Consider the following 18,438-nt stretch of genomic DNA (forward strand, 5'->3'; position numbering starts at 1 on the left):
CAGCTCGATCGCTTCAATCACCTTTTGCCGCAGGTCATAGCTGTAGGGTTTAGCCATAAAAGTTTGAAAATAGACGACAACGACATCCCTCATAGTCTATGTCCTAATGCACCTGGCGACAGCTATAGTTTTAATAAGTCATTCCATGAAATTTCAGCTTTGAGTCGCTGATGTAACTGCCTCAGACAGCAATCCTGACATCTCTAACACGCGGTCTGACCAAATTTTAGCTTGTTGGGCAACTTTCATTCGTTGTGCATCATCTGCCCAAATGTTTGCCCAACCTAATTGCCAACGAGCTAATTGCACTTGTAACTCAACTAACTCTGCTGCAATATCTATTCCAGCATCGATTGCTGTCCACTCGATGAAGAACTTGCTTTCCTCTATTAAATGGGCAACTGCATCGTGATTCAGGTCGTTATTAGAAAATGACCGAATTCGAGCTAAATTTGCAGCGAGTTCCCCCAAGCGCGTAGGTACAGATTCACGCAAATAACGCTCTCGCTTCGCCGTCCAATCTTTCATACGCCTCCTAATAATTCCTGAGTTATTTGGGCAACTTGCTCATCTTATGCTGGGTCAAGAATCTCCATTGAGCGATTATTTTGACGGGGGCGGATATTAATCAGGGATTCATAAAACACTTCCTGCGTCAATGGGTTCCAACTCGCTCCCCATATATTTTCCTGCGTACTCCCATCTTCCAGCAACACCGCTTCGCAATCCGCATGAAGCTCCCCACCACCAGCAAGAATTCCATGCTCGATATCTACTGCTAGTTTAATGTAGAAACCATGCGCCTCCAGCATTTCATCAATTTGCGCCTTGGTAGCGCGATCGCGGATGATGAGAATCATTCAAAGTCCATCTGAGTAAGCTGTTCCATAGTTTATCAGGGGTAAGGAAACAACGGAGGCGTGTTCACCTACCTATTTGTAATGAACGGTGGGAGCGAACTGACAAGTCAGCGCTTCGCTATCGCACGCTCTGGATGTAAAGGATAAACAGTGAGAGCGATCGCTTTGTTGCGAGAAATTGCTAAAACAGGAGTGGAACAGGCAATTGAAACCGATGAAGCCACTGCAACTACATGGATGAACCAACAACTTGAAGCATTGGGAGTTGAAATTAAATGATTATGCAAGCTGAAGATAAAAAAGTTTACACACCTGAAGAGTACCTTGAGTTTGAGGTTAACTCAGAAGAACGGCATGAATATATCAACGGTGAAATTTTCCTAATGACTGGTGGAACCCCGAATCATAATCAAATTACTGGCAACTTTTACGCGGCGTTGAATTTTGCGCTCAAACGTCAACCTTATCGAGTATTTATCACCGATCAACGACTCTGGATTCCTAGAAAACGCATCTATACTTATCCTGATGTGATGATAGTTCAAGGTGAGTTGCAATTGCAAGAAGGACGAGGAGACACCATTACCAATCCGCTAATGATAGCTGAAGTGTTGTCTGCGTCCACCAGAAGCTATGACAAAGATGCAAAATTTGCTGCTTATAGAACTATTCCAAGTTTTCAGGAGTATCTATTAATTGACCAGTACACCATGCACATTGAGCAATACTTCAAAACCGAGCAAAAACGCTGGACATTTTCCGAGTATGACGATACCAATGAAACGGTATCTCTAAACTCTATTCCATTTCAAATATCGCTGGCAGATATATATGACAAGGTTGAGTTTGAGTCAGCGGAAGTAAGCAATAGCTAAAGATTACGAAGACAGGAGTGGAACGGGTAATTAAGACAAATGAAGCCACTGCAACTGCCTGGATGAACCAACAAATTGCCGCATTAGGTGTTGAGTTATCGGGTTATAACCATGTCAAAGAAAATCCGTTTCAGTGACCACGCCCTGTTAAAAATTGACCTCTTAAGTGAACGGGGAATTGCTATTGCTCAGGAGTTTATAGTTCAAACCATTCGGTTTCCTGATAGACGAGAACCCGGAGAAGGAGAAAAAGTCATAGCACAAAAACAGTTGAATGAGAATCTGGTGTTACGGGTTGTCTACCCTTGAATACGAGGCATTCATTTTAGTAATTACACTTTATCCAGGCAGGAGGAGTCGTTATGAAAGCAGTTAAATACAGCAAAGATGTTGATGCACTTGTGATTGAGCTATCGGATGAGGCGATCGCCTATGCAGAAAAGGTTTATCGTCTAGGGTGCCGAGAAATTGCGATCGCGCGTTGCGCTGACTTGTCAGTTCGCACGGGTATTAAGCCAATCTCTGCCAGACTGATCAGGTTGGGAATTGTGGTGAGACTCCCTTCCAGTCGAACCAACAGCTGATTACCGACAAAGGCGAACCACCACGCAGGTTCAGATTGTACTGGAGGTGGAGCAATGCCGGGGATGAAGGTTCGATGCATATCCTAGTATAGTGCGATAGCGTTGCGCCGACCTGTCAGTTCGCGCGTTGCACAGAAAGAGTCAGTTCGCGTAGCGTGCCGTAGACAGTCGCCTTGATCGTATCATTGCGATCGCCTACAACATCATTTCCCAAGAGCGGCGGAACAATCAGCGCGTGAAGTGTTATTTCGCCAGTTTTTTCAAGTCTGGGGGATGAGCGCTTTGATCTTGAGTGTAACCGTTAGATAAGCGATCGCGTCCAACATTCGCGCAGTTAACTTATCGGTTCAGAGGGTAGGACTCATCGGGAGTATTCCAATGCTTATATAAAAGGGCGAATAAAATTCGTATCTACGCAGACTAAACCCGACGCCAGCGGGTTTCAATAGTCCGCGCACCATCCGGACGAGAGTTTGTGTAGCCGCGATTACGAACATCGCCAGGTATATTTGCCTTAGCCCCAATCGAAATTTCTGGCTTAGCCCAACTCGATCTCACCCGCTGTTAACTTCAAATTCAATTTGGGAACTATAAGGGTAGCAGCCTTTCTGGAGATTTGCTGCTCTTATGGTATGTGCGCGGAGACATGAAATGCAGCCGATGGCGATAAAGCAGAAGTTCCCAGTTAAACTCGATCGCACTTATTTGATAGCAGCGCTGGTAATTCCGATTGTTCACCTCTATTTGGGATATGTCGGATTATCCACGACATTTGTCAATGGTGCCTCCGTATTTTGGCCTTCACTCGGTGTCTTTTTGGCAGCGATGCTGCTACTGGGCTATCGCGTCTGGCCGATCTTATTTGTGAGTGATTTCATTGTTAGCCATATTCTTTTTTTCCCGAACAATCTTTTAATCAGTCTTATTATTCCCGCTGTCAACCTGATCACCCCATTCACCGGAACTTTTTTAATTAATCGCTTCATCAAACGCCACAATTTTTTAGAGCGATCGCAAGATGTTTTTAAATTTATCATCCTGACCATACCCACCCCCCTGATCAGTTCCCTCCTAGCTGCTGTCACGCTTTGCACAAGTGGGATTGCGCCCTGGGCAGCATTTGCAGAAGTGTGTCGAACCTGGTTGGCATCAGACAGCACGGGCATTTTGGTCGTTACACCCCTATTACTGGCATGGTTGCAAAAATCTGAACTTCAAAAAAAATTCGACAAGCAACAAATTATAGAGTTTGTATTTGTATTGGTCTGGGTAATAGCGCTCGATCAGATAGCTTTTTCGGGAGGATACCCAATCGAATACATGGTAATTCCCCCACTGATTTGGTCGGCATTTCGGTTTGAAGCGCGGGTATCAACGCTACTCGTGCTAATTGTGTCAGCGATCGCAGTTTTTGGAACCGTTCGCGGCTTCGGCTCGTTCGCCAAACAAGCTTCGCCCAACGAATCGCTTATCCTGCTGCAATCGTTTATTTGTGTCATTGCGATCACCACATTTGTCATCTCTGCGGTGACGAATGAAAACCGCAAGGCAGAAAGAAAACTCCGGCAAGCGAATGATGAATTGGAGCAACGAGTTGAAGAACGGACGACTGAACTCAATGAGGCGAAAAATTCTGCCGAAGTTGCCAACCAAGCTAAAAGTGAATTTCTTGCCAACATGAGCCACGAATTACGCACCCCTCTCAACGGTGTCCTGGGGTATGCTCAAGTTCTTTCTGCTGCCCCCAATCTTACCGAACAGCAACAACACGGCATCGACATCATCTATAATTGCGGCTCTCATTTGCTAACGCTGATCGAAGACGTACTCGATCTTTCCAAAATCGAAGCACGTAAGATGGAACTGCATCTGAGCGATTTACATCTACCTGCCTTCCTGCAAGGAGTCGAGGAGATTTGCCGCATCCGCGCCGAGCAAAAAGGCATTCAGTTCATTTATCAGCCACCCGCTAATTTGCCGACTGCGATCGCCACCGACGAGAAACGCTTGCGACAAGTGCTGCTGAACCTCTTGGGCAATGCTATCAAATTCACCGACTCCGGTAGCGTGACATTACGAGTGGAGGTGACTGAAAATTCGCAGCAACCATCGTTCACTCAGCTTCGCTTTGCTGTTGAAGACACTGGCATTGGGATGTTACCACAACAACTAGAGCAAATTTTCCTCCCCTTCGAGCAGGTTGGTGATACCAAGCGACAAGCGGAGGGGACTGGATTGGGACTTGCGATCACCAAAAAAATTGTCGAGATAATGGGAGGGGACATCCACGTTAAGAGCTTACCGAAAGTTGGTAGTACGTTTGAGTTTGAGATCGAGTGTTCTTTAGCGACGAACTGGATAGTAACTAACACAGTTACCACTGGACGGATTGCTGGTTATACAGGCGATCGCCGAAGCATTTTGATTGTGGACGATCGATGGGAAAATCGCTCGGTGATTGTTAACTTGCTACAACCGTTGGGATTCACTGTCATTGAAGCCAGCAATGGACAGGAAGGGTTGGAGAAGGCGGATCGGGTTCAACCGGATTTGATTATTACTGACCTGCTCATGCCTATCATGAATGGTTGGGATTTTCTCGCGCTGGTGCGCCAGTCAGAAACGTTGAAGGATGTGCCAATCGTTGTGTCATCGGCAAGCGTGTATGATGCCGATCGCCAGAAAAGCCTTGCAGCAGGCGGCAACGATTTTCTGGCTAAACCCGTGCAAGTCGAGGAGTTATATCGCCTCTTGGCAAAACATCTGCAACTGGACTGGATCTATGCTGAGGCAAAACCGATTGAAAGCGCGATCGCAACCTCAACCGAACTCGCTGTGCCACCCCTATCTGAACTGTCAGACCTACTGGAATATGCCAAGCGAGGACAAATCAAAGGCATCCAAAAAGAACTGGAACGACTTGCCCAACTAGATGAAAACTATCAGCCGTTTGTCAACAAATTAAGTTCGTTAGTGAAAGAATTTAATATTCAGAAAATTCGCCAATTTCTTCAGGAAAAGGCGGAGTAATTTGCCCATCTATAAATACACCAGAATTCGACCGCAGGAGCAATTAAACAATGTCAGGCAATGCCGGTAACGAAATTATTTTAGTAATTGATGATAATCCAACCAATCTAGAATTATTGCATAATGCTTTGGGTTCGTCTGGCTATGAAGTTTTGGTGGAAATGGATGGTCTTAGTGGAATTGAGCAAGCCAAGAATTATCCGCCAGACTTGATTTTACTAGATGTTCAGATGCCAGGAATTGATGGATTTGAAACCTGCCGTAAATTGCAGACAGATCCGTCTACAAAAAACATTCCAGTGATTTTCATGACGGCGCTGACTGATACCACAGACAAAGTGAAGGGGTTACATTTAGGGGCAGTAGACTATATTACAAAACCGTTTCGCCAAGAAGAAGCACTTGCCCGGATTCAAACCCACTTAAAAATTCGGCGTTTGAGCTTGGAACTCGAACAACAAAAACAAGAACTTGAGCAAGTTGTTCAAAAACGCACATCTGAATTAACCTGCACCCTGCAAGAATTAAAGAAAACGCAATTGCAGTTAATTCAAAATGAAAAACTGTCTACAATTGGTCAGTTGGTTGCTGGTATCGCTCATGAAATTAATAATCCAGTTGGTTGTATTACTGGCAATCTAGAGCAAGCTACTCTTGCTGTTAAAGATGCGGTCGATTATATACGTCTTTATCAAACCAAGTTCCCTAATCCTGGCATAGAAATTGAACAAAAAGCTGAAGAGATTGATATTGAATATCTTCTAGACGATTTACCCAAAATGTTCTTATCTATGCAGACAGGAATCGATCGAATTCGCAACATTAGTACATCACTCAGAACATTCTCGCGTGCTGATGTAGATTTCAAGGTATCAGTTAACATCCATGAGGGACTTGAGAGTACCCTGATGATTTTGCAACATCGTTTGAAGGCTCAAGAACATCGTCCGGCAATTCAGGTAATTAAAAATTATGGTCAAATTCCTAAAGTTGAGTGTTATTTAGGGCAACTCAATCAGGTATTTATGAATATTTTGGCAAATGCAATCGATGCTTTGGAAGAAGGGAACCTGGGGCACAGCTATGAAGCGATTAAAGCAAATCCCAACCAAATTATAGTTCAAACCGAAATGAAAGATGAACAGCAGATTGCAATCCGGATTGTAGATAATGGGATGGGGATGACGAAAGATGTCAAGCAACGTATCTTCGATCATCTATTCACGACTAAACCCGTGGGAAAAGGAACGGGTCTAGGACTGACGATCGCTCATCAAATTATTGTTGAAAAGCACGAAGGAACTATCGAAGTAAATTCTGAATTGGGAAGAGGTACAGAGTTTGCGATCGCTCTTCCGATTGTATAATCTAGTCTCTAGAGCTACATCAGATAAGTCAATGTCTCAATCAGCTCTGGTGAGTGACTGTAAATTCATCAGTAAGACTGCTAGTGCTGCGGTGGCAATATGACAGAGTGGTACACATCGAACTGCAAAAGCTCTCGATCGCATGGCAGATTCTGATTGTGGTTTTTTTTGTTGTAGGTATTGCTGGAGTAATCACAAGTGCAGAGGAAAATAATGGATACCCGCAAGAGACTATCTATAAAGGTTGCTAAAGGTATTCAAAACTATTACTATGAAGGGCGTTGTCCTCAAAGTGGGGAATTACTGAGACTACCCCGCACTCAGCAAGCAGAAGCGATCGCTTATGATTTAATGCAACACCTTGCCAACAATCACCGTTATTCCGATGAAGGCAAGATGTATGGGATATTGTTAGTTGAACTACCGAATGGCGAACAACGGGTACTCAAAGCTTTCTCCGGTCTTCTGAATGGTAATAGCGCGATCGCTCTCTGGGTGCCGCCAATTCCGGGACGAGACGAAGTTGCCCTAGAAGAAGCCCGCACCTTAGCCAAACTGGAGGCGATTAAGCAGGAACTGATTACCCTAAAGCAACTAAAAGAACGGCAGCAGTACGAAACGCACTCTCGCAAGTTTGAACAGCAGTTGCAAGAAATGAGCGATCGCCATCGAGATTGCAAGCAGCAACGACACCGAAAACGTCAGATACTCTGCGAAACACTGACTGGAGAAGCGCTAACAATTGCCCTCGAAGAACTTGACGAAGAAAGTCGTCGGCATGGAATTGAGCGACGAATACTCAAACGTCAGCAGAATGAAGTGTTGCAGCCAATTAAGCAACTGATTGAAGCAACCCAATCGCGAATTTGGGAATTAAAACAACAGCGTAAAGAACTATCCCGCCAATTGCAGACTCAGATGCACGCGGCATACAGCCTAACTAATTTTTTCGGGCAGTCTCTATCATTGCAGCAATTGATGCCAGGAGGCTCTATGCCCACTGGAACCGGAGACTGTTGTGCCCCCAAGCTGCTGCACTATGCGGCAACACATGGACTTAAACCACTGGCAATGGCAGAGTTTTGGTGGGGGTCGTCCTCTGGGGACAAAATTCAGGGAGAATTTTATGGAGCCTGTGCGGAACGCTGTCAGCCATTGATGGGGTTTCTGCTGTCGGGCTTGCCTCAGATGCCCACAGGCTATAAGCCTGGGGCTATACAAACGAAGCCCGCCTGCGTGGGCTGGCAAATATCCCAGCCTGCGGAGGCAGGCTTAGTCTGTATAGCCGCACCCTTTAGGATGTCGGCGATCTACGCAACGCTGACGCGATCGCTACCCATTCTTTATGAAGATGAATGGCTGATTGCGGTGAACAAACCCGCAGGGTTACTATCAGTACCTGGTCGTTATCGCGACAGCTTTGATAGTGTCCTCAGTCGCTTGCGTCATCTGTTGCCAGATGGCATGGCGATCGCATCTGTGCATCGCCTGGATCGAGAAACATCTGGTATTCTCTTGCTGGCACGCGATCGCCAAACCCATCGCCAACTGAGTCAGCAGTTTCAGCAGCGCCAAGTTCACAAGGTTTATGAAGCCCTACTTTCCGGTTCTGTGACAATTGAGCAAGGTGCGATCGCACTCCCTTTATGGGGAGATCCGGAAAATCGCCCCTATCAGAAAGTCGATGAACGGGGTAAAGCTAGCTTGACTCGCTTCCAAGTTATCGCCAGGGAAGGAGACTGGACTCGCATAGAGTTTATCCCCCTAACCGGACGCACCCATCAGCTACGAGTTCACGCTGCCTCACCGCGAGGACTTGGGGTAATTATATTGGGCGATCGCCTTTATGGATGTCGTGCAACTGCCAGTCGGTTACATCTGCACGCCAGAGAACTTCGCTTTGTGCATCCGCAATCTGGAGAAACTCTCCATCTCCAAGCAAAAACGCCCTTTTGATAATATTGCTCTAGATGACGGTAACTTCCCAAAAGGTGGCTGGTACTTCAAAAAGACCCGCGCAAAACACTGATTCCAAAACCTGACAAACCACCCCCAGAACCAATCGCAAGAGTTTTGCCATCTGGACTAAAGGCAATGCTGCTTGCGTATATGCGACCAAGAGTTTGGTCGTTAATGGAAGCCTTAAACAGCGTTTTAAGTAGCCCTCCAGTCCGCAAATTCCACAACTTGACCGAATTATCCCAAGAAGTAGCAACCAGCTTCTGCCCATCAGCGCTAATTGAAATGGAACCGAAACCTTCGGGTATCGTGTGGAGAAGCTGCTTTGTTCTCAGGTTCCATATCTTGATGGAATCTGCCACACTCACAAGAGTCTGCCCATCGGGAGCGATCGCAATAGAACCAATTGGGCTAGTATGTCCTTCGAGAGTACCCAGCAGTTTTCCCGTCTTGATATCCCATAGCTTAATGCTGGTGTCCTTACTGGTATTTTGATCTACATTATCTCCACCACCAGTCGCAAGCATCTGTCCGTTTGGGCTGAGGGCAATTGACCGAATCGGCGTTGATTGTGGATTGATAGTCTGTAGCAGTTTGCCTGTTTTGAGGTTCCACACCAACACTTTCTTGTCATCGCTGGCACTTACTAAAGTTCGCCCATCCGCAGCAATTTCAAGGCGATTGACCTGTTGTGAATGCCCTTTTAAGGTGTAGAGAAGTTTATTAGTTTTCAGGTTCCACACCTTAATTGTTTTATCATTAATTTGTGCCTTACTGTCAACAGTCACCAAGGTTTGGGCATCAGGAGTAATCGCAACGACACCTGCGGCATATACTTTTTCATTGAGGGTACGCAGCAGCTTACCCGTCTTGAGGTTCCACAGCTTGATTGCCTCACCAGGGCTATGGCTGACCAAGATTTGACCATTGGTATTAAAGGTCAGAAAAGTAACATCGTTTTGATGCCCGCGTAAACCGTAGATTTGCTCAAAATCTCTTTGGGAGTTAGAGGTTGTTGGTGTTGTTGAGTTGGGTTGGGTTGAGGATTGGGCTGTTAATGGGAGTGTAGCGATCGCGCCAGTGGCAATTGCCATAACAGCTAGAGCGATCGCGTTTTTCCAAGACAACTGGTTGAGATTTTTCATATAGATAGGTATGTGGTTCAGGCAGGACAAAAACTCTATTACTAGCCGATACAATCCCATAAGACGGCAGATGTATACGCCAATGTTGCCGTCATAACAGTTACAACAGCCTCGGTTCCTGGGTGGCTGAGTTCATCGAAACCTTGCCGAAGCAGTACGATACCCTACTGGGCGGTCAGAACCTATCGGGCGGACAGCGGCAGAATTTAGCGATCGCGTGGGCGCTGGTCACTAACTCTCTTATACTCATCCTCGACGAACCCACGAGTTCGCTGATTTGAAAGCAGTGGGTGATAGAAGCCCTCCAGCGTCTACGCCGCCTGAGAACCATGATCTTGGTCACGCACCGACTCGAAACTGCCGTAGACTGCGATCGCATTTTTGTGATGCAGGAGGGCGAGATCGTCGAGGAAGGCACCCATCCTGAACTCCTTGCCCGAAAAGGATTCTACTTCCAAATATTGGGCTACAAGTCATTCTCGACCTGACAATCCTCGAAAAATGTGGAAAATTGAAACACCTTAAGCTCATTCCCTGCTTGAAAGTCGGAGGATGAGCGCTAAAGCAGTCAATTCAACAGATCCTCACCTGGGATTTTGATCGGACGATCGTAGCACGCGGCAGCATTCTGGAGCAGGATGGTAAGCGACAGTTTCCGATAGGCTATGAGTGTCTAGGGATGTCCCTCTAATTAAGACGTTGGAGTTCGCATGGCAATTTATCTGGTTACGGGCGCTAATCGGGGCATTGGTTATGAATACTGTCGTCAACTACAAGCGCGGGGTAATGTTGTTATTGCCATTTGTCGCACTGCTTCTGAGGAATTGAAGCAGCTAGGGGTGCATGTTGAGGAAGGGATTGATATTACCTCTGATGCTTCGGTTGCTTCTTTACGCGATCGCCTGGGTGACACTAGGATTGATGTTCTGATTAACAATGCCGGAATTATCAAGCGCGTGACGCTGGAAGACTTGGATTTTGAGAGCATTCGGGAACAGTTTGAGGTGAATGCTTTGGGGGCTTTACGAGTAACTCATGCGCTATTGCCACTTCTCAAAGCAGGCTCCAAGATCGTGTTGATGACGAGTCGGATGGGAGCGATCGCAGATAATACCTCTGGCAGTTCCTATGGCTACCGGATGTCTAAAGTGGCGTTATCGATGGCAGGCAAATCCCTGTCTATTGATCTCAAACCGCGTAAAATTGCAGTGGCGATTCTGCATCCAGGGTTAGTTCAAACCCGCATGACGAACTTTACTGCTGGTGGCATTACGCCGGAAGATTCGGTGAAGGGTTTGTTGTCTCGGATTGATGAGTTAACGCTGGAGAATACAGGCACTTTTTGGCACGCTAATGGAGAAGTACTGCCTTGGTAGATGTGCGGCACAGATTTGAGGAATTGGAAGTTACAGAGCAAGAGCATTGCTGGTTAGTTCATTCAATTTTTTTACTTTCCTCTGCTCGTCTACGTTCTGCACAACGCTCAACGCTATTGAATCCAAGAAGTTGCACAGTTGTTCTTCCTGGTGGGGTTAAGCCAACGATTTCGTCATCTCTTAAGGAGAAATGTTCGCTCCATTGTTGAGTGCGGGGATTGTACAAAAAACTAAATTCGTTGGTTTGTGGATCAAAAGAGCCAAGATCAGTTCCTTTGTATCGGTTACACCGCCAGCAGGCATAGGCTAAATTTTCAGCAATGGTTTCACCGCCATGCTTGAGGGCAATAACATGATCTACTTCATGGGCATAGAAGCTAACATCTGCTGGAATTTGGCAGTATTCACAGCAATATCCGGCTCGCTCTTGAACCAAACGGCGTAGGGATTCAGATATGTATGTCACGAGTTAGAGGGGCGCGTGAGATAAGGCAAGTTGCCAAGCTTTAGCATGATCGCGAGATGTTCAATTCGCTCATACTCGTTGAGTTCTGCAATCTCAGTTGGTGTGATATTGCCGCTTTGATTTTTGGTAAGTAACGTACTGAGCCGCTCTTGCATTTCAGGTGTGGGGCGAAAGGCGGCTATTTGTTCTGGGGTTGGCTGACTTGTTAGAAAGTCCAGAATGTAGCGATAGACATGGGCGGGAAGGACTCCCTGCTGAACGCACTGCCGCAATAATTCTGGCAAGCGATCGCCTAATTGGGTCAGTTGTTCTGAGAGGTCGTCTGGAATTTCAATCGTGATAGTTGCCACAGCAAGAGCCACGCAATAACTACACTATTCGCTATTGTATATCTAGTTGAGAGCTTCTCTCTGCGTGGATAGCCGTTGAGTTTGGTGTAATAGTAGATGAAGGCAATGTATTGCCCCTGTTTTTGGGTGTATTGGGGTTCTAGGTTGTAAGCACGGAGCCAGCAACGATGGAGAGCATTAAGGTACGGCAGCACATTGGACAAGATGGCATTCTCCATCTTGAGATTCCCGTCGGGATAAGAGAGCAGGATGTAGAAGTAATGGTAATTTATCAGCCTGTTCCATCGTTAACGACTATTGAAGCATCATTAGAATCTCTCTATGGCATCTGTGCAGATGACCCGATTATTCTTGATGACCAGGGGATCGCAGAAGCTCTTGATGATGACCTTGCTGGAGCGTTTGACTAGGAATGCGTTACCTGTTGGATACGAATGTTTGTGTGATGTATTTGAATAGTCGTTCAACCTCGGTGCGCGATCGCTTGCTTTCTACACCTACTGAAGACATGGCTGTGTGTTCGGTGGTCAAAGCTAAACTATTTTATGGTGCGCTACGAAGCCATAACCCATGAATGTTGGGTTATCAAGTTCTACTCAATCGGAAAGCTGGGAATCAATTGATCAATTTCTACCATTAGTTGCATGGTTTCTTTAAGCGCAACTACTATTTTTTGATAGTGCAACACATCATCAAAAGATAAAGTGCGTCTGGCTTTTTTACGATCTTTTAGCCATTTGTCTAATACTTGATAACCACCGATCTTAAATTCCCACACATCAGGGGTGATGCCTTCAAAGTAGCGGTCTTTGTTGATATAAACACGCTGTTCTGTGGGTTTGTAGATAACTTCAGTAACAGCATTGTCACCATCGCCACCCATTTTAGTAATCAGTTTATTGAGTTTTTTCGATTTCATCAGGTGTAGGTCTACTAATTCCTGACCTTTTGCACCCAAATCTTTAAATAGTTGATCGTTGCTGGTCAATGGCACACGGGGAAAGTCGATTTTGAGAAACTCTGCGTAGCGTTGGCGATAGGTGGGACTATGGAAGATGGCGTAAATATAGTAAAAGATGGCTTCTGGTGTGGGAATATCGCCAAGTTTTTCTCGAATTGTACTCAGAAAGCCTGGGACTAAGTTTATAGCTTTTTCTGTAAATAAGCTAACTTGTTCATTCCGATTATCAGGATATAGGTAGAGAGGAAAAAGATAAGTCCGTTCCCGTGTAGCTACTGAAACTGTGCAGTCTGTTACAGAATATTTAGTACAAAATGTATGTCTAAATTCACCATTAACTTGACGAGTTGTACATTAAGCTCAAGTTTTCTCCTATGAGAAGGTGACATGTAACCTCATTTCTAGGAAGTTCGACTACATCTTCATGATGGTAATAAGCTCTCCAGTCAAATGGACGGTAAAGACATTGTGTAAAATGGCTTTCCCAATCAAAATTTGACTTGAGCGATCTTCGCCTTTGGCTTAAGTTCCAATCTCTCGTATCTTGAAGCTCATAGGCTTCACTAATTGCTTGATCTGAAATATTTAAGTCTCTAAATTTATCTATTCGCTTGCGGAGTTCTGATAAATCAAAATCAAATACAAAATGATCTCGGTGAGTTTTGACTCCTGTTGAATTGACTGGCATTATTTCTGTAATTTTCCAGCCCACCTCGTATTCTGTACGCAAATCTTTGTCTTGAGGTGTGAAAAGATAGAACGGTGATTGAGGAAAGACTTCTGTCCATTCAATCGTGGTTACATCATGGTCTTGAAGATAGCGATATTTATCCTCTCGTGAACCCCACAGATCAGCATGATAAATCTTAGCCATTAAATAACCTCAAAAAGATGACGGGGTAATCCTGATTGTCGAATAATGGATTGCAATGTTCCAATCTTTAGTTCTGCATAATTAGGAACAGGTACAGTAATCGTTGTTTCTTCAGTCTTTAGTTGCATAATGATATGACTACCCCGTTGCCGCACCTCTATAAAGTTATGGGATGCCAGAATTTGGCACACTTCTCGACCTGAGAAAACGCGCAGCTTACCCAATTGCAACCTCCAACTGAGTTACAAAGACTTCTGTATGTAAGCGATTCTGTATTTCTGAAGGATCTGCCAATTCAAAAAATAGTTGTAGCGCTTCAACCAAATTATTTTTTGCTTCTTCTACAGAATTACCCTGGCTGGCAATATCTAGTTCAGGACACAACGATACATAGCCATCGCCTTCACGCTCAATAATTGCCGTAAACTGCTGAACTCGTTTCATCTTGCTCTCTCCTTTGGATATTTGACCATAATAGCCACTGCCACCCCTTGCTGAATATCAAACACGTTTTTATCCGGTGAACCATCCGGGGCAACTTCTTTTTTGCGGCTGTTACCATGCAAATCCATCAGATAAATCTCGTCAAATGTTTTCTCTAAACTCTGGCGCATTCCCCGAAATGTGGGATTATCCAGATAACCATGATTAGTAATAAACGCCAGAATTCCAGAACCTGTGCGATCGATTCGCCACTGACCAAAGCGAATAAATTTCACATAGTCATCCTGCAACCATTTGGAATTTCTTTCACCTAATGGTAGACCATCCACATAGTAATAATCTTTAACTAAGCCTGCAATCCACTCACTTTTATTTGCCGAATGTCCAGAATAAGGCGGATTGCCTAACACTACCATTACAGGTGTATCTCGCTTCACCGTTGAGGCTTCATTTGCTTCTTGTGCAACAAACTGACCAAACAAAATCTCTGATTTTTTTAAAGCTTCATCTAACGTATTCGTAAGGTAAATTCCTAATCGCTGTTTGCCCTTAAATTGATAACCCAGTTCTTTTAATTGTAGACCTAGCTTAAGATGAGCGATCGCATAGGGAGCCATCAACAACTCAAAGCCAAACAACCGATTGAGCAAATTATCTTGCACATAGCTATCCCACTGATTCGCCATGCCAATTTCTTCTAGATTGCGATAAATTTGCTTTACAACTTCATACAAAAACGTACCAGTCCCCGTTGCAGGGTCAAGAATTTGCACTCTCGGCTTTTGCGTCACCGGATCTTTGGCGTTATCAGCTAAACCCAACGGCAAATCAAAGCGATCTTTAAGAATGGCATCAACAGAACGCACAATAAAAGACACCACAGGTTCCGGTGTGTAATAAACGCCTCTACTCTTTCGCAAAGCTGCATTATACGCCGCCAAAAACGTCTCGTAAAAATGCACAACTGGATCTTCTTGACGAGTACGCTGCCCAAAGTTTTCTAAAATACTGCCCATATCTACCTGAGACAGCAATTGCACCAGATCATCGATCGCCCAATCAATCTGGCTAACAGCATCAGTTTCCACAATGGTATTAAACAACCGCTTCAAAAATGGGTTGGTTGCTGGAATATAAGTTCCTGCTGTGCGACGGGTAAACGTCTCACCCCCCGGATTTTGAGCATGACCGACTCTTGCTGCAAATAGCCCATAGGAAATTGTCTGAGCATACATATCTGAAAAGTCAGCATCAGTCAAATTGGGTAGCAACACCTCACTAAAGCCCTGCTTTAATTGATGCAATTCTCCCTCAGATTTCTCTAGGCTCAGAGCCGTTTCAGTTGCTAACCGAATCGCCTTAGTTAACCTCGCCATCTGTCGCGCTAAGTCTTCAGGACTGCTGATGATCTCGCCTGTATAGCTGAGAAACTGATCCAACAGTGCAGCAACCTTGTCAGCATCCTTTACTTGCAGTGTATTATCGTTGCGTGCCAATATCTCCTTAAGTCTGCGCTTCCCGTTCACATACCAGCGAAACTCTAGATAATTGGTTAATACTAAATTGGGAAACGCTTCTAGATATCGCTGCAATTGCTCCGATTTTTCAATCTGATCCAGATCTAGCCCAATATCTTTGGCTTCCACATAACCCACCAGCAAGTCTCGCCGCTTTACCGTAAAGTCTGGAATCCCTGCTTTGTTGCCTTTTTCTTCAATCACCGCGTCAATTCCATTCTTCGGATCATCCAGCAAATCTTTTAATGCTGGGTAATGGCTGCGCTCACTTCCTTTTTGCAGGTTCTTTTGAATTGACTTTAGATAAGCATCAAAGGAGAGAGATGGCATTGTAATCTTAACCCCGGTGCAATTAGTTAAATTTTGGCAAACGTCTTCCTACTCTTGAGTATTCCAATGAAGAGCGCGATCTGAAGAGCAGCAGCGCCAGCGATCGCGTGGCGTACCCTAGGTATATCGCTCCTGCTCAATTGCTCCAAAACCTTACTGAAGCGATCGCAATGTCTTTGAGCGTTAAAGCAATTCTTGAAGCTGAATGACTAGCGATCGCTCCATGCTCAATGTGACGATTGAACAGCCTCTACTTGCACCTCTGATAGCCCCAGTATTTTAGCGACTTGTGCAATCTCCATGCCCGTTGCTAATAAATTTCGGGCAGCTTGTAGCAACTGCGTCTGAGCTTGTTCCCTTGCCACTCGCTCCTGCTCCGTATCGGTTAAAAACCAATTGCCTGCATCATCGCACCAGCGCAACCAATAACCTGGGACATCTTCAAACATCCCTTCCCAAACTCCTAAACCAATTTCTAAATCAGCTAACCAGGCGATCGCGTTCTCTAGACTAAGCGACTGCTCCTGATACTGTCCCCCATCCAGTTTGAAATAGCGCAACCGTTGAGTATAGCGGCTATACACGAGGTAGTGAGGAATCCGCAAATATCGCTCATATATCTCTAGCTTGGTAGGTGGTTTGGTTGCAGTGGGTTCCAGAGCATTTTCCATTAAATTGCCTGCTGGAGTCGCTGATTCTGCATTCACCACTCCAGAGGTTTCATTGTAAAAGCGTCCCAAATCTTCAACCCCAGTGCCAGGAGACAAAAACTCAATCGCTACATACGGACTTTTGCCTTCTTGCCAGATGACATAACTCCGCCGCAGATCTTTGCCATCATACAAACGAGGCACATCTACCGCTAAAAACCAGTCAGGACGCTTATACCAAAGCGGATGGTTGACATCATAGTAGAGGTTGAGGTCAGAGGCAGTAAAACAATTCTCGCGAGTGTAACCACTCAACCGGAGAGTGCGACTGAGCAATTGAGGCTGGAGATCGTGAAACTCGTCAGGCAAACCAGGCTCCTCTGGATTTTCACTGGGTAGATCGTACATTGTGGGCAATGTTTCTCGTGGCGATCGCGGCGGATCAACTTGTTCGAGTGCTGGTTTACGAGTGATGGGAACCATAGCCAACCTCAAAGCTTGCCTTATCCTTAATTTTACTTCATATTAAGGTGTTATCAGGCAAATATAAATATAATGGATAATCCTTGAAAAGATAGGTGCTTAACTAGCCAATGTGACGTTAAATACATAGTTAGCCCTCATCATCCCGCCTCACGAGGTTCCTATGCCAGAAAGAGCCATATCGATCGCCATCAATGCATCTGACGCACCGGCAAGAACCAAACCCTCGAACTATCCTGAACCGTTCGCGTCGCGCATGGTGGGCAGAGAAAAGCGCCCACTTGGTGATCTGTTTGGCCTCACAAACTTTGGCGTCAACCTCACACGATTGGCTCCCAATGCCGTTTCCGCCCTGCGTCACGCCCACACCAAGCAAGATGAGTTCATCTACATCTTGCAGGGGCATCCAACGCTACACACGGACGAAGGTCGTACACAACTCTCTCCGGGCATGTGTGCGGGTTTCAAGGCTGGCACTGGCAACGGACACCATCTGATCAACGAAACCTTAGAGGATGTCCTGTACCTCGAAATCGGGGACAGAACACCGGGAGATGAAGGAAGCTATCCCGATGATGACCTCAAAGCCCTGCTGGAGGATGGCAAGTGGAAATTTGTTCACAAAGACGGCACTCCGTACTAAACGGCTGACTCACCGTTCTTAGTTCTCCTGTTGAATTGCGACCGCCACCTCAAAATCAGGCTGAATTCCAGGTCTAATATCAAGTCGAGATGATTGCCGATAATAAAACCCTCTCACCCGTTATGATGATTTTCTTCCCAATGCTTCAAGGATTTACTACTAACGGGTGAATGTTGAGCTTAAGAAAGCCAAGTACACTTAGATTCATGGAAAATAGCTTATTCGATAAAACTTTCCGAGACAGTGAGGGCAATATTGTTATTGCTCAACCGCCAAATCTGCCGCTTTTGGTTGGGATTACAGCAACTGTACTCGAATTAATTGTGAAAAGCGGCAATATCCATACAGGTCTAGACGCAATAGCGTTTGGTTCTTTGTTTACTTGGGCGTGGCAGGAGCTATTCGAGGGTGTTAACTACTTTCGTCGAGCGCTAGGTTTAGTTGTGCTGATTGGCTGCATCGCTTCGAGGTTCTCCAACAACTTCTGAGTGTTCATCTGCACTTCAGCATTCTTGGAGCCGATC

General features: G+C 45.4%; 25 protein-coding genes and 1 pseudogene. 14 read left to right on the plus strand and 12 right to left on the minus strand.

The features are described from left to right. Window positions 1-153 precede the first annotated feature (153 nt). Together ACFW2W_RS03275 and ACFW2W_RS03280 are read right to left on the minus strand one after the other, a co-directional pair. Window positions 154-528, minus strand: a complete 375-nt coding sequence (locus ACFW2W_RS03275) for a hypothetical protein (protein WP_378173276.1) — start codon at window positions 526-528, stop codon at window positions 154-156. Window positions 529-572: 44 nt separating this feature from the next. Then, window positions 573-860, minus strand: a complete 288-nt coding sequence (locus ACFW2W_RS03280) for a DUF5674 family protein (RefSeq protein WP_378173279.1) — start codon at window positions 858-860, stop codon at window positions 573-575. 150 nt (window positions 861-1,010) lie between these two features. On the opposite strand from ACFW2W_RS03280, the gene ACFW2W_RS03285 reads away from it, so the two are divergent. From ACFW2W_RS03285 to ACFW2W_RS03300, 4 genes are all read left to right on the plus strand, one after another. After that, window positions 1,011-1,139, plus strand: coding sequence for a hypothetical protein (locus ACFW2W_RS03285; RefSeq protein WP_378173281.1), 129 nt, complete (start codon window positions 1,011-1,013; stop codon window positions 1,137-1,139). After that, window positions 1,136-1,735, plus strand: a complete 600-nt coding sequence (locus ACFW2W_RS03290) for a Uma2 family endonuclease (protein WP_378173283.1) — start codon at window positions 1,136-1,138, stop codon at window positions 1,733-1,735. Before ACFW2W_RS03285 ends, ACFW2W_RS03290 begins: the two co-directional genes overlap by 4 nt. Window positions 1,736-1,846: 111 nt before the next feature. Further along, entirely contained in the window at window positions 1,847-2,044 is a 198-nt protein-coding gene (locus ACFW2W_RS03295; RefSeq protein ID WP_378173286.1) for a DUF4258 domain-containing protein, read from the plus strand. A gap of 53 nt (window positions 2,045-2,097) precedes the next feature. Beyond that, entirely contained in the window at window positions 2,098-2,319 is a 222-nt protein-coding gene (locus ACFW2W_RS03300) for a hypothetical protein (RefSeq protein WP_378173288.1), read from the plus strand. Window positions 2,320-2,739: 420 nt separating this feature from the next. Here ACFW2W_RS03300 and ACFW2W_RS03305 read toward each other — a convergent pair whose 3' ends face one another. Further along, window positions 2,740-2,877 (minus strand): hypothetical protein, encoded by a 138-nt coding sequence (locus ACFW2W_RS03305; protein ID WP_378173291.1) that lies wholly within the window; start codon window positions 2,875-2,877, stop codon window positions 2,740-2,742. Between the two features lie 102 nt (window positions 2,878-2,979). Here ACFW2W_RS03305 and ACFW2W_RS03310 point away from each other — a divergent pair, with 102 nt between their 5' ends. The 4 genes from ACFW2W_RS03310 to ACFW2W_RS03325 are packed head-to-tail and all read left to right on the plus strand — an operon-like array spanning window position 2,980 to window position 8,672. After that, window positions 2,980-5,349, plus strand: a complete 2,370-nt coding sequence (locus ACFW2W_RS03310; RefSeq protein WP_378173293.1) for an MASE1 domain-containing protein — start codon at window positions 2,980-2,982, stop codon at window positions 5,347-5,349. A 50-nt stretch (window positions 5,350-5,399) separates the two neighbouring features. After that, window positions 5,400-6,716 (plus strand): response regulator, encoded by a 1,317-nt coding sequence (locus ACFW2W_RS03315; protein WP_378173296.1) that lies wholly within the window; start codon window positions 5,400-5,402, stop codon window positions 6,714-6,716. A gap of 53 nt (window positions 6,717-6,769) precedes the next feature. After that, a complete protein-coding gene (locus tag ACFW2W_RS03320) occupies window positions 6,770-6,967 on the plus strand; it encodes a hypothetical protein (protein WP_378173299.1) in 198 nt (65 codons plus the stop codon). Beyond that, on the plus strand, window positions 6,930-8,672 hold the full coding sequence (locus tag ACFW2W_RS03325) for a pseudouridine synthase (RefSeq protein WP_378173301.1): 1,743 nt from the start codon (window positions 6,930-6,932) through the stop codon (window positions 8,670-8,672). The genes ACFW2W_RS03320 and ACFW2W_RS03325 overlap by 38 nt, the downstream gene beginning before the upstream one ends. A 47-nt stretch (window positions 8,673-8,719) precedes the next feature. Here ACFW2W_RS03325 and ACFW2W_RS03330 read toward each other — a convergent pair whose 3' ends face one another. Continuing rightward, complete coding sequence (locus tag ACFW2W_RS03330) at window positions 8,720-9,820, minus strand: WD40 repeat domain-containing protein (protein WP_378173304.1); 1,101 nt, start codon at window positions 9,818-9,820, stop codon at window positions 8,720-8,722. Between the two features lie 122 nt (window positions 9,821-9,942). Here ACFW2W_RS03330 and ACFW2W_RS03335 point away from each other — a divergent pair, with 122 nt between their 5' ends. Together ACFW2W_RS03335 and ACFW2W_RS03340 are read left to right on the plus strand one after the other, a co-directional pair. After that, the gene (locus tag ACFW2W_RS03335; protein WP_378173306.1) at window positions 9,943-10,101 is read left to right on the plus strand and encodes an ATP-binding cassette domain-containing protein; all 159 of its coding nucleotides are present in this window, start codon (window positions 9,943-9,945) and stop codon (window positions 10,099-10,101) included. A 429-nt stretch (window positions 10,102-10,530) separates the two neighbouring features. Further along, window positions 10,531-11,196: an SDR family oxidoreductase gene (locus tag ACFW2W_RS03340; protein WP_378173309.1), complete on the plus strand. Its 666-nt coding sequence runs from the start codon at window positions 10,531-10,533 to the stop codon at window positions 11,194-11,196. Between the two features lie 58 nt (window positions 11,197-11,254). On the opposite strand, the gene ACFW2W_RS03345 is transcribed toward ACFW2W_RS03340, so the two are convergent. Then, entirely contained in the window at window positions 11,255-11,662 is a 408-nt protein-coding gene (locus ACFW2W_RS03345; protein ID WP_378173311.1) for an HNH endonuclease, read from the minus strand. Next, entirely contained in the window at window positions 11,659-12,012 is a 354-nt protein-coding gene (locus tag ACFW2W_RS03350; RefSeq protein ID WP_378173314.1) for a hypothetical protein, read from the minus strand. The genes ACFW2W_RS03345 and ACFW2W_RS03350 overlap by 4 nt, the downstream gene beginning before the upstream one ends. A 167-nt stretch (window positions 12,013-12,179) precedes the next feature. On the opposite strand from ACFW2W_RS03350, the gene ACFW2W_RS03355 reads away from it, so the two are divergent. Beyond that, the gene (locus ACFW2W_RS03355) at window positions 12,180-12,422 is read left to right on the plus strand and encodes a hypothetical protein (RefSeq protein ID WP_378173316.1); all 243 of its coding nucleotides are present in this window, start codon (window positions 12,180-12,182) and stop codon (window positions 12,420-12,422) included. Window positions 12,423-12,424: 2 nt separating this feature from the next. Further along, entirely contained in the window at window positions 12,425-12,586 is a 162-nt protein-coding gene (locus tag ACFW2W_RS03360; protein ID WP_378173319.1) for a hypothetical protein, read from the plus strand. An 18-nt stretch (window positions 12,587-12,604) separates the two neighbouring features. Here ACFW2W_RS03360 and ACFW2W_RS03365 read toward each other — a convergent pair. From ACFW2W_RS03365 to ACFW2W_RS03390, 6 genes and pseudogenes are all read right to left on the minus strand, one after another. Next, window positions 12,605-13,249, minus strand: a pseudogene (locus tag ACFW2W_RS03365) (type ISP restriction/modification enzyme); the annotation flags it as partial. 58 nt (window positions 13,250-13,307) lie between these two features. Further along, the gene (locus ACFW2W_RS03370; protein ID WP_378173321.1) at window positions 13,308-13,847 is read right to left on the minus strand and encodes a type ISP restriction/modification enzyme; all 540 of its coding nucleotides are present in this window, start codon (window positions 13,845-13,847) and stop codon (window positions 13,308-13,310) included. Further along, window positions 13,847-14,071, minus strand: a complete 225-nt coding sequence (locus tag ACFW2W_RS03375; RefSeq protein WP_378173324.1) for a type II toxin-antitoxin system HicA family toxin — start codon at window positions 14,069-14,071, stop codon at window positions 13,847-13,849. Before ACFW2W_RS03375 ends, ACFW2W_RS03370 begins: the two co-directional genes overlap by 1 nt. Further along, a complete protein-coding gene (locus tag ACFW2W_RS03380; protein ID WP_378173326.1) occupies window positions 14,064-14,291 on the minus strand; it encodes a type II toxin-antitoxin system HicB family antitoxin in 228 nt (75 codons plus the stop codon). The genes ACFW2W_RS03375 and ACFW2W_RS03380 overlap by 8 nt, the downstream gene beginning before the upstream one ends. Then, window positions 14,288-16,138 (minus strand): N-6 DNA methylase, encoded by a 1,851-nt coding sequence (locus ACFW2W_RS03385; protein ID WP_378173329.1) that lies wholly within the window; start codon window positions 16,136-16,138, stop codon window positions 14,288-14,290. The genes ACFW2W_RS03380 and ACFW2W_RS03385 overlap by 4 nt, the downstream gene beginning before the upstream one ends. A 227-nt stretch (window positions 16,139-16,365) precedes the next feature. Beyond that, entirely contained in the window at window positions 16,366-17,271 is a 906-nt protein-coding gene (locus ACFW2W_RS03390; RefSeq protein ID WP_378173332.1) for a Uma2 family endonuclease, read from the minus strand. Between the two features lie 163 nt (window positions 17,272-17,434). Here ACFW2W_RS03390 and ACFW2W_RS03395 point away from each other — a divergent pair, with 163 nt between their 5' ends. Together ACFW2W_RS03395 and ACFW2W_RS03400 are read left to right on the plus strand one after the other, a co-directional pair. After that, window positions 17,435-17,914 (plus strand): cupin domain-containing protein, encoded by a 480-nt coding sequence (locus tag ACFW2W_RS03395; protein WP_378173334.1) that lies wholly within the window; start codon window positions 17,435-17,437, stop codon window positions 17,912-17,914. Between the two features lie 206 nt (window positions 17,915-18,120). Further along, a complete protein-coding gene (locus ACFW2W_RS03400) occupies window positions 18,121-18,402 on the plus strand; it encodes a hypothetical protein (protein ID WP_378173337.1) in 282 nt (93 codons plus the stop codon). The last annotated feature ends 36 nt before the right edge of the window (window positions 18,403-18,438 follow it).

The organism is Coleofasciculus sp. H7-2 (genome assembly GCF_042747725.1).
Lineage (GTDB): Bacteria > Cyanobacteriota > Cyanobacteriia > Cyanobacteriales > FACHB-T130 > FACHB-T130.

Excerpts from the sequence above, each read along its gene's own strand:
- ACFW2W_RS03275 (WP_378173276.1), bottom strand. The coding sequence starts at position 528 with ATGAAAGATTGGACGGCGAAGCGAGAGCGTTATTTGCGTGAATCTGTA.
- ACFW2W_RS03280 (WP_378173279.1), bottom strand. The coding sequence starts at position 860 with ATGATTCTCATCATCCGCGATCGCGCTACCAAGGCGCAAATTGATGAA.
- ACFW2W_RS03290 (WP_378173283.1), top strand. The coding sequence starts at position 1,136 with ATGATTATGCAAGCTGAAGATAAAAAAGTTTACACACCTGAAGAGTAC.
- ACFW2W_RS03295 (WP_378173286.1), top strand. The coding sequence starts at position 1,847 with ATGTCAAAGAAAATCCGTTTCAGTGACCACGCCCTGTTAAAAATTGAC.
- ACFW2W_RS03300 (WP_378173288.1), top strand. The coding sequence starts at position 2,098 with ATGAAAGCAGTTAAATACAGCAAAGATGTTGATGCACTTGTGATTGAG.
- ACFW2W_RS03310 (WP_378173293.1), top strand. The coding sequence starts at position 2,980 with ATGGCGATAAAGCAGAAGTTCCCAGTTAAACTCGATCGCACTTATTTG.
- ACFW2W_RS03315 (WP_378173296.1), top strand. The coding sequence starts at position 5,400 with ATGTCAGGCAATGCCGGTAACGAAATTATTTTAGTAATTGATGATAAT.
- ACFW2W_RS03325 (WP_378173301.1), top strand. The coding sequence starts at position 6,930 with ATGGATACCCGCAAGAGACTATCTATAAAGGTTGCTAAAGGTATTCAA.
- ACFW2W_RS03330 (WP_378173304.1), bottom strand. The coding sequence starts at position 9,820 with ATGAAAAATCTCAACCAGTTGTCTTGGAAAAACGCGATCGCTCTAGCT.
- ACFW2W_RS03340 (WP_378173309.1), top strand. The coding sequence starts at position 10,531 with ATGGCAATTTATCTGGTTACGGGCGCTAATCGGGGCATTGGTTATGAA.
- ACFW2W_RS03355 (WP_378173316.1), top strand. The coding sequence starts at position 12,180 with ATGGAGAGCATTAAGGTACGGCAGCACATTGGACAAGATGGCATTCTC.
- ACFW2W_RS03360 (WP_378173319.1), top strand. The coding sequence starts at position 12,425 with ATGCGTTACCTGTTGGATACGAATGTTTGTGTGATGTATTTGAATAGT.
- ACFW2W_RS03370 (WP_378173321.1), bottom strand. The coding sequence starts at position 13,847 with ATGGCTAAGATTTATCATGCTGATCTGTGGGGTTCACGAGAGGATAAA.
- ACFW2W_RS03380 (WP_378173326.1), bottom strand. The coding sequence starts at position 14,291 with ATGAAACGAGTTCAGCAGTTTACGGCAATTATTGAGCGTGAAGGCGAT.
- ACFW2W_RS03385 (WP_378173329.1), bottom strand. The coding sequence starts at position 16,138 with ATGCCATCTCTCTCCTTTGATGCTTATCTAAAGTCAATTCAAAAGAAC.
- ACFW2W_RS03390 (WP_378173332.1), bottom strand. The coding sequence starts at position 17,271 with ATGGTTCCCATCACTCGTAAACCAGCACTCGAACAAGTTGATCCGCCG.
- ACFW2W_RS03395 (WP_378173334.1), top strand. The coding sequence starts at position 17,435 with ATGCCAGAAAGAGCCATATCGATCGCCATCAATGCATCTGACGCACCG.
- ACFW2W_RS03400 (WP_378173337.1), top strand. The coding sequence starts at position 18,121 with ATGGAAAATAGCTTATTCGATAAAACTTTCCGAGACAGTGAGGGCAAT.